The organism is Halochromatium roseum (assembly GCF_016653315.1).
Classification (GTDB): Bacteria; Pseudomonadota; Gammaproteobacteria; order Chromatiales; family Chromatiaceae; genus Lamprobacter; species Lamprobacter roseus.
This window is the reverse complement of record NZ_NHSH01000065.1, coordinates 174,942-189,408: the sequence shown is the minus strand read 5'-3', so window position 1 is coordinate 189,408 and position 14,467 is coordinate 174,942. Positions and strand designations below refer to the sequence as shown.

The 14,467-nt window shown below is 61.4% G+C and carries 11 protein-coding genes; 7 read left to right on the top strand and 4 right to left on the bottom strand.

What is annotated here, in order from left to right:
* Positions 1-10 precede the first annotated feature (10 nt).
* From nuoL to nuoN, 3 genes are read left to right on the top strand one after another with little or no spacing between them, the layout of a single operon-like run.
* Positions 11-2,005 (top strand): NADH-quinone oxidoreductase subunit L, encoded by a 1,995-nt coding sequence (gene nuoL, locus CCR96_RS16975; protein ID WP_201221435.1) that lies wholly within the window; start codon positions 11-13, stop codon positions 2,003-2,005.
* Between the two features lie 19 nt (positions 2,006-2,024).
* The gene (locus CCR96_RS16970) at positions 2,025-3,584 is read left to right on the top strand and encodes an NADH-quinone oxidoreductase subunit M (RefSeq protein ID WP_201221433.1); all 1,560 of its coding nucleotides are present in this window, start codon (positions 2,025-2,027) and stop codon (positions 3,582-3,584) included.
* A 12-nt stretch (positions 3,585-3,596) separates the two neighbouring features.
* Positions 3,597-5,048: an NADH-quinone oxidoreductase subunit NuoN gene (nuoN, locus tag CCR96_RS16965; protein ID WP_201221431.1), complete on the top strand. Its 1,452-nt coding sequence runs from the start codon at positions 3,597-3,599 to the stop codon at positions 5,046-5,048.
* 143 nt (positions 5,049-5,191) lie between these two features.
* On the opposite strand, the gene CCR96_RS16960 is transcribed toward nuoN, so the two are convergent.
* Positions 5,192-6,184: an adenosine kinase gene (locus tag CCR96_RS16960; protein WP_201221429.1), complete on the bottom strand. Its 993-nt coding sequence runs from the start codon at positions 6,182-6,184 to the stop codon at positions 5,192-5,194.
* 136 nt (positions 6,185-6,320) lie between these two features.
* Positions 6,321-7,265: a DNA ligase gene (locus CCR96_RS16955; protein WP_242519148.1), complete on the bottom strand. Its 945-nt coding sequence runs from the start codon at positions 7,263-7,265 to the stop codon at positions 6,321-6,323.
* A 461-nt stretch (positions 7,266-7,726) separates the two neighbouring features.
* On the opposite strand from CCR96_RS16955, the gene CCR96_RS16950 reads away from it, so the two are divergent.
* The 4 genes from CCR96_RS16950 to CCR96_RS16935 all read left to right on the top strand — a co-directional run bounded on the left by CCR96_RS16950 (position 7,727) and on the right by CCR96_RS16935 (position 13,007).
* Entirely contained in the window at positions 7,727-9,808 is a 2,082-nt protein-coding gene (locus CCR96_RS16950) for a TonB-dependent receptor plug domain-containing protein (RefSeq protein ID WP_201221427.1), read from the top strand.
* Positions 9,809-9,984: 176 nt separating this feature from the next.
* Positions 9,985-10,395, top strand: a complete 411-nt coding sequence (locus CCR96_RS16945; RefSeq protein ID WP_201221425.1) for a YfiR/HmsC family protein — start codon at positions 9,985-9,987, stop codon at positions 10,393-10,395.
* Positions 10,385-11,818, top strand: coding sequence for a GGDEF domain-containing protein (locus CCR96_RS16940; RefSeq protein WP_201221423.1), 1,434 nt, complete (start codon positions 10,385-10,387; stop codon positions 11,816-11,818). The genes CCR96_RS16945 and CCR96_RS16940 overlap by 11 nt, the downstream gene beginning before the upstream one ends.
* A gap of 25 nt (positions 11,819-11,843) precedes the next feature.
* On the top strand, positions 11,844-13,007 hold the full coding sequence (locus tag CCR96_RS16935) for a hypothetical protein (RefSeq protein ID WP_201221421.1): 1,164 nt from the start codon (positions 11,844-11,846) through the stop codon (positions 13,005-13,007).
* A 92-nt stretch (positions 13,008-13,099) separates the two neighbouring features.
* Here the strand turns inward: CCR96_RS16935 and CCR96_RS16930 are convergent, their stop codons facing one another.
* Together CCR96_RS16930 and CCR96_RS16925 are read right to left on the bottom strand one after the other, a co-directional pair.
* The gene (locus CCR96_RS16930) at positions 13,100-13,447 is read right to left on the bottom strand and encodes a YgiW/YdeI family stress tolerance OB fold protein (RefSeq protein WP_201221419.1); all 348 of its coding nucleotides are present in this window, start codon (positions 13,445-13,447) and stop codon (positions 13,100-13,102) included.
* Between the two features lies 1 nt (position 13,448).
* On the bottom strand, positions 13,449-14,423 hold the full coding sequence (locus tag CCR96_RS16925; RefSeq protein WP_201221417.1) for a glutathione S-transferase family protein: 975 nt from the start codon (positions 14,421-14,423) through the stop codon (positions 13,449-13,451).
* Positions 14,424-14,467 lie beyond the last annotated feature (44 nt).

Below are 14,467 nucleotides of genomic sequence, written 5' to 3'. Positions count from 1 at the left end.
GAATCCTTCAATGGAGACCGTCTATCTGATCATCGTGCTGGCGCCCTTATTCGGCGCGATCATCGCCGGCTTCTTCGGCGGCAAGATCGGCCGTGCCGGCGCTCACTCGGTCGCGATTGCTGGCGTCGGCCTCTCGACCCTGCTCTCACTCTGGGTGCTGTCTCGCTTCATCTGGCACGATGAGCCGGCCTTCAATGGCTCCGTCTATACCTGGATGGTCGCCGATGGCATCCATTTCGAGATCGGCTTCTTGGTCGACCGTCTCACCGCGCTGATGATGGCGGTGGTGACCTTCGTCTCGTTGATGGTGCACATCTATACCATCGGCTACATGGCCGACGATGCCCACAACTGGCCTGAAAACTCGCTCGTTGGCAAGAACAGCTATCAGCGTTTCTTCAGCTATATCTCGCTGTTCACCTTCTCGATGCTGATGTTGGTGATGGCCAACAACTTCATGCAGTTGTTCTTCGGCTGGGAAGCGGTGGGTCTGGTGTCCTATCTGCTGATTGGTTTCTACACCACGCGCGAGTCGGCGATCTCGGCCAACCTGAAGGCGTTTCTGGTCAACCGGGTTGGTGATTTCGGCTTCATCCTTGGCATTGCCGCAGTGGTGATGTACTTCAACTCGCTGGATTACGCCGAGGTGTTTGCGCAGGCGCCGGCGCATGCCGAGACCCAGGTCGCGGTCTTTGGTGGCGTCTCGCTGATGACCTTGATCTGCATCCTGCTGTTCATTGGTGCGATGGGTAAGTCGGCGCAGATGCCGCTGCATGTGTGGCTGCCGGATTCCATGGAAGGCCCGACGCCGATCTCGGCGCTGATCCATGCCGCAACCATGGTCACCGCCGGCGTCTTCATGGTCACCCGAATGTCGCCGCTATTCGAGCTGTCGACGACGGCGCTGTCGTTCGTGCTCGTGATCGGCGCCTTGACGGCCTTCCTGATGGGACTGATTGGCCTGGTGCAGAACGACATCAAGCGCGTGATCGCCTACTCGACCCTATCGCAGCTCGGCTACATGATCGCCGCGCTCGGCGCCTCGGCCTACGCGGCGGGCATCTTCCACCTGATGACCCATGCCTTCTTCAAGGCGCTGCTGTTCCTGGCCGCAGGCTCGGTGATCATTGCGATGCACCATGATCAGGATATTCGCAATATGGGCGGGCTGAAGCGCTACATGCCGATTACTTGGGTCACTGCATTGGCCGGCTCATTGGCGCTGATCGCCTTTCCGGGCTTTTCGGGCTTCTTCTCGAAGGACGCCATCATTGAGGCTGTGGGGCATTCGCACATCGCCGGCGCTGGTCTGGCCAACCTGCTGCTGATCCTGGGAGCCTTTGTCACCGCGCTCTATTCCTTCCGGCTCTATTTCCTGGTCTTCCACGGCGAGCCGCGGATGGACCATCACACCCGCTCGCATCTGCATGAGACGCCTTGGGTGGTTACGGGGCCATTGATTGCCCTGGCGATCCCCTCCGTCTTCATCGGCTGGTATGCGATCGAGCCGCTGTTGGTCGAGAACTGGCTGGGCGATGCTGTCACGGTTCTGCATGAGCACGACACGCTGCATCACCTCGCCGCGCACTGGCATGGGCAGCGCGAATTCATTCGTCATGGCATGCAGACGCTGCCGTTCTGGCTCTCCATGGGAGGGCTGGGCATGGCCGCCTATTACTGGCTGTACCTGCACCAGCGTAATCCTGGTATTGACCTGGAGTTGCAACAGAAAGGCGGTCGCTTCACGCGCCTGCTGGAAGACAAGTATGGCTTTGACGACTTCAATCAGCGCGTGTTCGCGGGGGGTGGTCAGCTGATCGGGCGCTTTCTTTGGAAGAGCAGCGATCAGCGATTCATCGATGGTGCGCTGGTCAATGGCTCGGCAAAGGCCGTGGGCTGGATTGCAGCGCGCGTCCGCCACCTTCAGAGTGGCATGCTCTACCACTATGCCTTTGCCATGATCCTCGGGCTCGTGGTCCTATTGACCCTGTTCGTGACCTTCTAAGACACGGGAGAGGCAGCTGATGTTATTGGAATTCCCCTGGCTCTCGCTGGTGATCTGGCTGCCGATCGTCGGTGGCATCGCGGTCATTGCAAGTGGTGAGCAAAACGCTGAGCTGACCAAACGGATCGCGCTGGGCGTCGCGCTGCTGACCTTTGTCGTGAGCCTGCCGCTCTGGTTTGGATTCGATGCCTCGACGGCGGCGATGCAGTTCGTCGAGCGCTCGCCCTGGCTGCCGGCGCTAGGCGTCGACTATTATCTCGGCGTCGATGGCATCTCGATGCCGCTGATCTTACTGACCACCTTTATCAGCATCTTCGTGATCATCGCCGGCTGGGACGTCATCAGCTATAAGCCGTCGCAGTACATGGCGGCCTTCCTGATCATGGAAGGGATCATGGTCGGGGTCTTCTCGGCCCTGGACGCGATCCTGTTCTACTTCTTCTGGGAGGCGATGCTGATCCCGATGTTCATCATCATCGGGGTCTGGGGCGGGCCGAACCGCGTCTACGCGACCATCAAATTCTTCTTGTACACCTTCTTCGGCTCGGTGTTCATGCTGGTCGCGCTGATCTATCTGTACTTCCAGACCGGCAGCTTCGACATCCTCGGCTTCCATGCCGCGCCGTTGGGGCTGACCGCGCAGATCCTGATCTTCATCGCCTTCCTGCTCGCCTTTGCGGTCAAGGTGCCGATGTTTCCGGTGCATACCTGGCTGCCGGATGCGCACGTCGAGGCTCCCACTGGCGGCTCGGTCATCCTGGCGGCGATTATGCTGAAGATCGGCGGCTATGGCTTCCTGCGCTTCAGCCTGCCGATCGCGCCCGATGCGAGCGCATCACTAGATTGGCTGATCATCACCATGTCCCTGATCGCGGTCATCTACATCGGCCTGGTGGCGCTGGTGCAGCAAGACATGAAGAAGCTGATCGCCTATTCGTCGATCGCACACATGGGCTTCGTGACCCTGGGCTTTTTCATCGTCTTCGCGATCTTCCAACGCGCCGAGACAGCGGGTGCCGTGATGGGCATCGAAGGCGGAATGGTGCAGATGATCTCGCATGGGTTCATCTCGGGCGCGCTGTTCCTCTGCGTCGGCGTGCTCTATGACCGCATGCACAGCCGCGAGATCTCGGCCTATGGTGGCGTCATCAATCGGATGCCCTGGTTCGGTGCCTTCGTGGTGTTCTTTGCCATGGCCAACGCCGGTCTGCCCGGGACCTCTGGGTTCGTTGGTGAGTTTATGGTCATCCTCGCCGCCTTCCGCGCCGACTTCTGGTTTGCCTTCCTCGCCGCGACCACGCTGGTGCTCGCTGCCGCCTTCACCCTCTGGCTGGTCAAGCGCGTGATCTTTGGCGATATCGGGAACGACAATGTCGCCGCGCTCAAGGATCTGAATCGGCGCGAGACCTTGAACCTGAGTGTGCTTGCCGTCGCCACGCTCGCGATCGGCATCTGGCCCAAGCCGTTGATCGACGTGATGGAGCCGACCATCGAGAACCTGGTACAGCAGATCCAGGTCAGCAAGTTGCCCGAGGGGTCTGACTTGGTCACCCCGCCGATCGCCCGTCTCCAGCCCTAACGGACCCCTGTCATGACGACGCTCACGCCCTCGATTTCCGCCTCGCTGCTGGCGATCCTGCCCGAGCTAGTGATCTTGATCACCGCCTGCACGGTGCTGATCGCCGATCTCTACACCCGCGCCGATCAGAAGCAGAGCAACCATACCCTGACGCTGATCGGGCTGCTGGGCGCGCTGCTCGCGGTTGGCTTCGTCGGTGGCTCAGTGCCGACGGCCGCCTTTAGCGAGAGCTTTGTCCGTGATCCGATGAGCGATCTGCTCAAGGGCGCGATCTTGGTCGTGTCCTTGCTGACCTTCGTCTATGCCAAGGACTACATGCGCGACCGTGACATGTGGGTTGGTGAATACCATGTGCTGCTGCTGTTCGCGGTGCTCGGCATGCTGATCATGGTCTCGGCAAACGGCTTCCTGACGCTGTACCTCGGATTGGAACTGCTCTCGCTCTGCCTCTATGCGCTGGTCGCCTTCGACCGCGACTCCAAGGCCGGCGCCGAGGCGGCGATGAAATACTTCGTGCTGGGCGCGCTTGGCTCCGGCATGCTGCTCTACGGTATCTCGATGCTGTATGGCGCCTCCGGCGGTTTCGCCTTCGCCGATGTCGCCGCAGCCGTGGCCAGCGATACCGTGAATGACAAGATCCTGGTCTTCGGGCTGGTGTTCGCCCTGATCGGCATCGCGTTCAAGTTTGGTGCCGTCCCTTTCCACATGTGGATGCCGGACGTGTACCAGGGCGCGCCGACCCCGATCGTGCTGTTCCTTTCCAGTGCGCCGAAGATCGCTGCCTTTGCGATGGCGGCGCGCATCCTGATCGAGGCGATGGGCGGCCTGCAGACCGACTGGGGTGAGATCCTGGTGATCCTCTCGGTGCTCTCGCTGGCGCTCGGCAACGTCGTCGCCATCGCGCAGACCAACATCAAGCGCATGCTCGCCTATTCGACCATCTCCCATGTCGGCTTCATCTTCCTCGGCCTGCTTGCCGGCAGCGAGCAAGGCTATGCGTCTGCGATGTTCTACTCGGTGGTCTATGCGCTGATGTCGGCGGGGGCCTTTGGCGTGCTGCTGCTGATCTCCAGCAAGGGGCACGATGTACAGGAGTTGGACGATCTCAAGGGTCTGTCGGATCGCGACCCCTGGTTGGCCGCGATGATGGCGCTGATCATGTTCTCGATGGCCGGCGTGCCGCCGATGGTCGGCTTCGTTGCCAAGCTGCTGGTGTTGGAGGCGATCGTCGCGCAAGGGATGGTCTGGCTAGCGATCGTAGCGGTGATCTTCTCGATCATCGGCGCCTTCTATTACCTGCGCGTGGTCAAGATGATCTACTTCGATAAGCCGATCACCGAGGTTCCAGTGGTCGCCAGTGCCAGTGCACGGGTCGCGATCACCTTCAATGGTGCCGCGATCCTGCTGCTTGGGATGTATCCTGCTGCGCTGTTCTCACTGTGCCAGCAGGCCTTTGCGGGTTGATCTTGTCAGACCTCTGGGCGAGGCGCTGACGAACAGATGGACACAGACCAACACCGATCGATGGCGGCCGGATCGGTGTGAAGGTCTGTGGATCTGTGGTGCTGATCAGCCGTAACGCTTGGTCAGTCCTCGTGATTGGCTGGTTATGAGCCGAAGGACTTGAGGATTGCTTGAGTGTCTTCCTTGCTCAGCCGCGGTCCGAGACTGGTGACCAGTTTCGCCGAGGCCGCCGAGGCCAGGTCGCCAGCGCGCTTGTGGCTCCAACCTTGGGTCAATCCGTAGAGGAAGGCACCGGCAAACATATCGCCCGCACCGACCGTATCCACTGGCTTGACCGGCACTGGATCGATGTCGATCAGTTCCTGGCCATCGAAGACCAGCGCGCCCTTGGGGCCGCGGGTGATCGCGAATTCCTTGCTCAGCGTCTTCAAATACGCGACCGCCTCGTTGAGATCAGTGGTCTCGGCCATGCCCATGGCCTCTTCTTCATTGGCAAAGATTAGGTCGACGCCGTCGCCGATCATCTCCTTCAGCTCATCCTTGAAGAACTTGACCATGTTCGGGTCAGAGAGCGAGAGCGCGGTGCGCACGCCGCCATGCTCTGCCGCGCGGCGGGCCTCGATGGCCGCGACTCGGGCGGTGTCGGAGGTGACCAGATAGCCTTCGGTATAGAACCATTTGGCGGCGTGCAGGGAGCGCACCTCGACCTCATGCACGGAGAGATTGCCGCTGATGCCCAGATAGGTGCACATGGTCCGATCCGAATCGGGCGTGACCAAGACGACACAGCGACCGGTGTCGCCCTTGTCCAGAAAGCCGCCATCGAGGGTGTCGACGCCGCCCTCGCGCAGGTCTTTCATGTAGAAGTGGCCGAGATCGTCGTCAGCGACCTTGCAGGCGTAGTAGCCACGGCCACCGAGCTGGCTGAGCGCGATCACCGAGTTCGCCGCCGAGCCGCCTGAGCCGCGTTGATGGTGATGTTCGCGGAGGTGGTCCATGATGCGCAGCTGATGGGCCTCATCGACCAGGGTCATGACGCCCTTATCGATATTCAGGTGTTGGAGATCGCTGGGGCTGATCTCGTACTCCATATCCACCAGTGCGTTGCCGAGGGCGTAGACGTCGTAGGTACTCATACTCTTCCTATGTTGACTGTGACAGCCGACATTGTCGCAGAGAACGGCGATGGGTTTCGAGTTTGGGGTGTGGATGAGTGGTGAGTATTTTTTAACGCGTTTTGTCGGTCTATCAGGTGGCACAGCTTTAGAACGGTTAGAGTTTGTCGGTGATGCGGAGAAAGCTGGCGAAGCGGGGGCGGCCGTACTTGGTGCGGCCGTGATACTTGAAGCTGACGCTGCTGCCGATCGCTGGTGGGCTGGCGCGCTCGGCATCGCTGAAGCCGCTGCCGAGCTTGAATTGGGTGCCGTCGGGCTCTTCGACCAGCATCGAGCCGAGCATTCCGGTGTACTTGCCTTGGCCAGGTAGGTGCTCGAGCACGATTGCTTCGCCTTCCAGATAGGGTTTGACCTTGAGCAGATCGGCGTTGCGCCCGGCTTGATACTGGGCATCGCGGTGATGCAGCATCAGTCCCTCAGCGCCGGCGGCAACGATCTCGTCGAGCCGCGCTTGCAGGCTCGCATGATCCGCGATCGGATGCTGATGAGCGAGTTGCAGCCTGCTGTTGGGTGACTGTTCGAGCAGGCGCTCGAGGGTTGCGAAGCGATCCTCGAAGCGGCCTTGGTGCGCGGGTAGGTCGAAGACCACATAGCGCACCTGCTGCCAGGCCTCGATGTCCGGCTCGAGGGTGCGCACGGTGCCGGAGAGGCGAGCGAAGGTGCCGCGTCCCATCCAGAGTTCGCCGTCTAAGGGATGCTCGGGAAAGCCGGCGGTGAACCCGGCCGGAGCGTTGATGATCAGGCCTCCTCGGGTGATCAGCCGACGTCCATCCCAGAGCGCCCGCACGCCGTCGAACTTCTCGCTGACCAGATAGCCGGCGAGATCAATACCGGGCTCATAGACGAGGGCGAGCGCCAGCTCCGGGGGCGTGGTGCGCAGCGTCGAGGCGAGATCCTGATGCGCTCCGTCGAGGTTCTCGGCGGAGGTCGGCTGCGCGGAATCCAGGGCCAGGCCGGATGAGCTGGCGATGGCCATCGGCATGCGCAGGCCGGTCAGCAGTAAGAGCGGCAAGCTAAGTCGTTGCAGGAAGGTCGGAGGCATGGCGAGCACCCAAATCGGCAGGAATCGGCCTGTCACTGTATCCAAAGCAGCGGCCGTTGCAAGTTGTGGGCATCGAGTCGGTTGGACGTCATTGATGCGTTGAGGGCTGAGCATGGCCGTGCCGATCGCGGTGCTGGTTAGTCGAACCCTGAAGAAGTGGTTCTTATCGACATCTCTCGGTCGACATCGACCCCTTGAGGGGCAGAATGCCGTGCGGCAGAGGCCTAATCCGGCTCGATCAACCTGGCCGCGATCAACCTGGCATTGCCGCAGTCGGGTAGGGAGCGTGCCGCACGCGAGAGGCGTAACCTCTTGCGTGCAGTGTCGCCCGGCTTGGCCGGACGTGGATTGAAACAGCGGCGGCCAACGCTAAAGGTCTGAAGCAGCATCTCTGATATGATCAAGCGTCGTGCAGTGATCGACTGCACAGTGGTGGCGATGGCGAACGACGAACAGCAGCGATGGGCGAGCCCTTGTTTACTCAGCGACGAAGACGATTGGCCAGATCTCGGCTTCGGCAGTGGAGGCCTCGGGCGGCATCGACTCGACTCCTCGGTGCGCTCCTGAGCGCGGCTGTTAGCAGCGCACCGGCGCAGACCGAGACGACGGCCGATGACGCCAAGCTGCAAGATCTGATGGCCTTGCTCGAGCAGGAGACCGAGCTGGCGACGCGCAGCGGCATGAATGCCGATTTCGTGCCCGGCATGGCGACCATCCTGCTCGGCGAGAACCTGATGGCGCGCGGGGTGCGCAATGTCGGCGAGGCGCTCACGCTGGTGCCGGGGATCAGCCAGGGGCTGGAGATGACCGGCGAGCGCCAGATCCTGAGCCGTGGTGTCGGGTACGGCTATGCCTCGGGCAATCTCAAGGTCTTGCTCGATGGTGTGTCGATGAACTCGACCCTCTACGCCACCGCCAACCCGGTGCTCAATATCCCGATCGAGCAGGTCGAGCGCATCGAGGTGATCCGCGGCCCTGGGGCCTCGGTGCATGGTGAATACGCCTTTGCCGGTGTCATCGATGTCATCACCCGCAAGCGCCAACGCAATCTCAGCGCACAGGCGATGGATGGAGCCGAACATGGCGGCGGCGGGAGCTGGTACTGGGAGGACCCCGAGCGTGACCTCAGCGCCTCATTCAATGTCCTCGGTCTGAACGCTGATGCTGGTGTCGATGTCGACGGGGACGCCCTGCATGCGCTCGGCCAACCAGAGCTGTCGCATGCGCCTGGCCCGTCGAATGAGTCGCATCGTTATCGGGCACTATTCGCCAATCTCAACTGGGGGGATGTCTTCGCCGCGATCAAGGTCCTGGACGATGATTATGGCGACTACTTCGGCATCAATCATTTCTTGCCCCCTGACGAGGATCAGCTGGCCTCGCGTCAGGGCTATCATTCGCTTCAGTTCGGCGCCAACCTGCAGCTGGGCGAGCGACTGAACACGCGGCTGCGCTTAGAGGCGTTGCGCTACCAACGCGACCGTGACGACCTCTTCGTGTTTCCGGCGGGTTATCTCATCGATGACCCGGTGATCATGAGTCAGGACTATCAAGAGACCCGCTACCTGGCAGCCGCGGACATCCACTGGCGGCCGAACGACCGCCACCAGGTCCTGTTCGGGCTGGAGGCGAGCCAGGTCGAGGTCGACGCGGCGACCTGGGATTGGCCAGCAAGCTTCGCCATCGACTATCCCTGGCTCGACACCAGCCGCAACCGGCGTGTGTTGAGCCTGATCGCCCAGGATGAGTATCGCATCAGCGATCGCGTCACCCTGACCGGCGCCTTGCGTGTCGACGACTACAGCGATGCGGACACCTATCTCAGTCCAAGACTCGCCGCGGTCTGGCGCATCAACAGCGAGCATATCCTCAAGCTGCAGTTTGCCCAGGCGTTTCGGCCGCCGACCTTCTATGAGCTGGAGTATCCGGCCGATGGGCGCGGGTTGGAGGCCGGAGAGATTGCGACCTATGAGCTGGGCTATGTCTTGCGCAAGCCGAATTGGAAGGGGCGGGTGATCCTGTTCCAGTCCGACTTGATCAATCAAATCATTTTCGGTGATCGGGATAGCGGCTACATCAACAGCGCCGATGCCCGATTGCGGGGTGTCGAACTCGAATATGAGCAGCGTCTTGGCCCCCATTTCCGACTCGATGCCAATCTCTCCTATGTTGACAGCCACGACTTTGGCACCGGACGCCCCTTGCCGGGTGGCACCGACCTGCTCGGCAACCTGGCGCTGCTCTGGCGTCCGCTCGAGCCCTGGACCGCTGCACTGCAGTTGAGCTATGTCGGCGAGCGCGAGCGTCGCCTTGGTGATGAGCGCGCGCCCGTAGGCGCTTATACCACAGCCGATCTGACGCTGAGCTATGGCAGTGCCTCGGGGTCCGGCGTCTATGCCCATCTGGGCGTAAAGAACCTCACCGATGCCGACGTGCGCTACCCGGAGCAGTCTGCGAGCTTTGCGGGTGTGCCTCTGACCTACGTGGATGACTATCCGCGCCCAGGTCGGCGCTGGTGGCTGTCGGTCGGCTACGCCTTCTGAGCAAGATGCCGGTTCCCTGCGCGCTTTCCTGCGGTCGGTCTGGGGCATTCTGCTGTCTCCTGCTGCTGTTGACTTGGCTGTCTCCGGGATGGGCTGCCTCCTTATGGGAGGAAGAACAACAGCGACTCCGTGTAGGGCTCAACCTGTTCCCGGCCATACTGGGTGCCCAGGAGGGGTTGCCGGCCCAGCGCAATGCCGATGGCGTGCTTGAGATCGCCGTGGCCTATCGGGCCTCGGAGCAGGCGGCGAAGCAAGCAGCGCGTGCCTTGGAGCAGCTCGGCCAGGTGCAGGAGATTGCACTGGCGGTGACCATCCTTCCGGTCGAGAGGTTAGCGGCCAATCCAGAGCGGTCGTTGGCCGCGATCTTTATCGCCAATTCTGGGCTTGAGCCAGCCCTCCTGCGACGGCTTTCGGAGCGCTATCAGGTTCTGGTCTTCTCACCCTTCGAGGGCGATGTCGCCGCCGGTGCCGTGGCGGGTATCCATGTCGCCGATCGCATCCTACCGGCCATCAACCTTGAGCAGGCGCGACGGGCTGGTTTAAGCTTCAAGCCGTTCTTCCTGGGGATCGCGCAGCATGCCGACTGATCCGAGGTTTAACGGGGGAGGTACCCGCTCGTTGCGCTTCGAGCGCAATCTCGCACTCATCTTCGCCCTGCTGGGGGTCTTGCTAGAGGCGCTCATCGCCGCTTATTGGTTGATGATCCTGGAGCCGGCGCTGCGCGATGACGCCGAGAGCCGAGCGCGCGCCCTGGCTCAGGCCGAGGCCCGGAGCATCGAGGTGGTCCTGGTCCTTGAGCAAGAGGGGGAGCAGCTCTTACAGGCACTGGAGACGCGGCTTGATAGCATCCTCTTGCTCAAGGAGGATGAGAGCGGAGAGCCGCTGACCAATCGCATTCGGCTCGACCTGGACCCGGACATGATCGCGCTGCCATTGGAGGCGATGTCCTTGGCGCGTGGCCGCGCCGACTGTTCAGGCTGTTTCATCACCGAGGTGCCGCTCTACCATCCGCAAGACTACGTGCTCATCGGCGTGGCGACCTTCTACGCCAACACCCGCTCGCTGGAAAGGCTGCTGGCCGATGTTCGCTTCAAGCTCCTGGGCGCAGGCGGCCTCGTGCTGGTCTTTATCTGGGTTGCTTGGGGTGGTGTGGCCAGGTTGCTCCATCGTTTACGCGAGAGCGAGACCAATTTGGGCAATCTGCTCGAGGTGATTCCGTTTCCGATCCTGCAATTGCAACCCGATGGCTTGGGCATCCAACGTGCGAATCAGGCCGCAACCGACTATCTTGGGCTGATTCCGGATGGCGATGGTCAGTTCGATAGCCTGATCTGGCAGGCGCTGCGGGCGGCAGGCCTGCCTGTGGCCGCCAATACCCAGCAGGAGGTGCAGATCAGCACGGCGGAAGGGGAGCTGCGCTGGGCGATGGTGTCGGTGAAAGAGGTCTTTCTCTCCGGCATTCCTCATCGCTTGATCTCACTGGTTGACGTCTCTGATCTCAAGGCAACGCAGCAGCGTTTACATCAAGCAGCCAATACCGATGCGCTGACCAAGCTCTACAACCGTCGCTATCTGTTCACACGGCTCGCCCGGGAGATTGAGCATGCTGATCGCAAGGGCTCGGGATTATCGGTCATCCTATTCGATCTGGATCATTTCAAGCAGATCAATGACAGCTTTGGCCATGCCGTTGGTGATGAGGTGTTGGTGCGTATTGCCGAGCTGACGCGCCAAAGCGTGCGTGAATCAGATATCTGCGGGCGCTATGGCGGCGAGGAGTTCCTAATCATCTTGCCGTCGGCCCCAGCAGCGGTCGCGCTGGGTATTGCCGAGCGTCTCGGCACCAAGATCAGGGCTGAGCGTTGGTCTCAGCCCGAGCTTCGCGTCACCATCAGTGGCGGTGTCGCGGAGTACGCGGGCTCCACCATCGATGTGTTGATCGAAACGGCCGATCGTCGGCTCTACCAGGCCAAGCGCGCAGGCCGCGACCGCATCCTTGCCGAGCATTGAGCCCAACACCCTGAGGAGGCATACAGTGACGACCGGTCCGCGTCAGATCCTGACCCCCTATCGGCCGATCCCGCTCTCGGTGCCAGAGGGGATGAAGCCGAACGAGTTCTTCAACAGCACCGAGAACCTCAACGACCTGGCCCACAACAACGGGCTGCTGCGCAATCCCGAGAATCTGCTGCTCTACCGCAAGGCCCTGGGTCACAGCAACGCGTTCGACGCCTCGATCATCTACGACACCTCACGGGTGATCCTCGACCCGCTGGGTCGGCCGGTGCGCCGCACCCAGGTGCCGGATCAGGTCAAGCGGGTCTGGAACCGGATGAACCAGATCCTGATCCAGTACATGATCGAGCACTATCCAGACCCAGAGCAGGCCTTGATCTTGGCGGGGGAGGCAAGTCTGGACGCGACCTGGTCGCTCACCGCGCCCGGGGTGCCGAGCATTCGCATGCTGCACAACCATTTCATCGTCTTCCCGATGGAGCAGCTGCGTCAGGCCAAGCTTGCCGACCCGGATAACCCGAATCTTACCGATGGCGGGCAGCATTGCCTGTTCCAGGCGCACATGAAGGAGGTCTATCGTGCCTTCTTCGAGCGCGCCCTCGATCTCGAGATCCTGCAAGCCGCAAGCCTCAGCAGCTCGCAGCTCTCCCTGACCGGCTATCCGCAGGGACTCCCCTGCTGGGAGATTCAGGGTGGGGTTGAGGCGCTTGCGGATATCCGCTTCTGGCGCGAATACGACCTGATCCTGATGGGCTTCCTCGACTTCTATCGGACCTTCTTCTCGCAGGTCTCGACCCGCAATGCACCGATGCCCGAAGGCGTCTATTTCCCGGACGCGGTCGACAGCGTGTTGCTGTTCGACAATGCCTTTCTGGCCACCGCCAAGCGCGTGCGTGACCAGTGTATCCGCGATGCCCAGTACGCCAACGCCATCCGCTGGCAGCCGGCCTTCAAGCAGATCATCTATCGCAACGACGAGGGTCGCTTGCTGGTGACCATTAGCCAGAACTCGATCGGCAACGCCATCACCGAGCTGCTCGGCGTCGTTGTCAAGCGCGAGCCCGATGCCGAGGCCTACGCGCGATTCGAGCCGCGCCTGCTTGAGCATCTGCTGGCGGTGCGTGCGCGGCTGATCGAGGCCGATCTGGGCGAGTCCATCGCGACCGATCATTGGCCAGGATGAGCGGGCGGGTTTCGCCGAACGTTTGGCTTGCCGATCTAGGCTTTGGCAACAAGCGTCTCAGGGCTGATCAGCTGACGTCTATCCGTCTGCAGTCACTCGGCAAGCTCGAGTGATTCCACCCAGAGATAGCGGGTGCCTGCCGCGTTTCGATCGACCTCGGCAACCAGCCGCACCTTGGTCTCGGGTCCGATCTTGCGGTTTTGCCAGACCGGGCTTTCGATCTCGACTCGGATCTCGCCTGTTTGATCTCGGAAGCGGTAGTAGTCCTCGCGTTGCCGGGCAACGATGTTGCCGGTCAGGGTCACGTAAGTGCCGATGCGAGCCTGTCTCGCCTGCTCGACCGTGCTTGCCTGACCTGACGCGGAAGGTCCAGTGAACTGGGCCAGGGATGTCGAAGATAGAAAGAGGAGACAGAGTGCCAAGAATAGAGGGTGCTTCATTTCAGGATCTCTTTGTAACGTTCTGCGGAGCGTGATCAGCTGCAAGATCGTGGCGCCGCGAGGACATCTGAAGGTCTAGTTCGGGGCCTTTTGGCACGATGCCAGTCGGATTGAGCTGTTTGTGGCTGCCGTAGTAGTGCCGCTTGATGTGGTCCATGTTGAGGGTCTCGGCAATGCCGGGGACCTGGTAGAGCTCGCGGGTGTAGGCCCAGAGATTCGGATAGTCGATAAGGCGTTGGCGGTTGCACTTGAAGTGGCCATGGTAGACCGGGTCGAAGCGCACCAGGGTGGTGAACAGGCGCCAATCGGCCTCGGTGATGCGATCGCCGACCAGATAGCGCTGCGTCGCCAGCCTTGCCTCTAACTGGTCGAGGGCCGCAAAGAGCTTGTCGAAGGCGTCTTCATAAGCGGCTTGGGTGGTCGCGAAGCCGGCCCGGTAGACGCCATTGTTGATATTGTCATAGACCAGCGCATTGATCGCGTCGATCTCGGCGCGCAGCTCGACAGGATAGAGATCAAGCTCGGCGTTGCCCCAGGCGTCAAAGGCGCTGTTGAGCATGCGGATGATCTCGGAGGACTCATTGTTGACGATGGTCTGGCGCTGCTTGTCGTAGAGCACCGGCACCGTCACCACGCCATCGAAGTCGGGCGCGCTGTGCTGGTAGAGCTGCTGTAGCTTGTCGAAGCCGTGCAGATGATCCGGCGTGGCTCCGGGGTACTCGCCAAAGACCCAGCTCTCAGGCGGCATCAGCGGATGCACCACCGAGACGCTGATCAGCTCCTCAAGCCCTTTGAGTGCGCGGACGATCAGGGTGCGATGCGCCCAGGGACAGGCGTAGGAGACATAGAGGTGATAACGACCAGGCTCAGCAGGGAAGCCGCCCTCGCCGGAGAGGCCGGGGCTGCCATCTGGCGTCACCCAGTTGCGAAAGCCGGACTCCCAGCGGATGAATTCGCCGTTGTCTGAATGGTGCATGCAGGCTCCTGATGATAATGAAATAATAATGAACTAGAGATGCG

Excerpts from the sequence above, each read along its gene's own strand:
- nuoL (WP_201221435.1), top strand. The coding sequence starts at position 11 with ATGGAGACCGTCTATCTGATCATCGTGCTGGCGCCCTTATTCGGCGCG.
- CCR96_RS16970 (WP_201221433.1), top strand. The coding sequence starts at position 2,025 with ATGTTATTGGAATTCCCCTGGCTCTCGCTGGTGATCTGGCTGCCGATC.
- nuoN (WP_201221431.1), top strand. The coding sequence starts at position 3,597 with ATGACGACGCTCACGCCCTCGATTTCCGCCTCGCTGCTGGCGATCCTG.
- CCR96_RS16960 (WP_201221429.1), bottom strand. The coding sequence starts at position 6,184 with ATGAGTACCTACGACGTCTACGCCCTCGGCAACGCACTGGTGGATATG.
- CCR96_RS16955 (WP_242519148.1), bottom strand. The coding sequence starts at position 7,265 with ATGCCTCCGACCTTCCTGCAACGACTTAGCTTGCCGCTCTTACTGCTG.
- CCR96_RS16950 (WP_201221427.1), top strand. The coding sequence starts at position 7,727 with ATGGGCGAGCCCTTGTTTACTCAGCGACGAAGACGATTGGCCAGATCT.
- CCR96_RS16940 (WP_201221423.1), top strand. The coding sequence starts at position 10,385 with ATGCCGACTGATCCGAGGTTTAACGGGGGAGGTACCCGCTCGTTGCGC.
- CCR96_RS16930 (WP_201221419.1), bottom strand. The coding sequence starts at position 13,447 with ATGAAGCACCCTCTATTCTTGGCACTCTGTCTCCTCTTTCTATCTTCG.
- CCR96_RS16925 (WP_201221417.1), bottom strand. The coding sequence starts at position 14,423 with ATGCACCATTCAGACAACGGCGAATTCATCCGCTGGGAGTCCGGCTTT.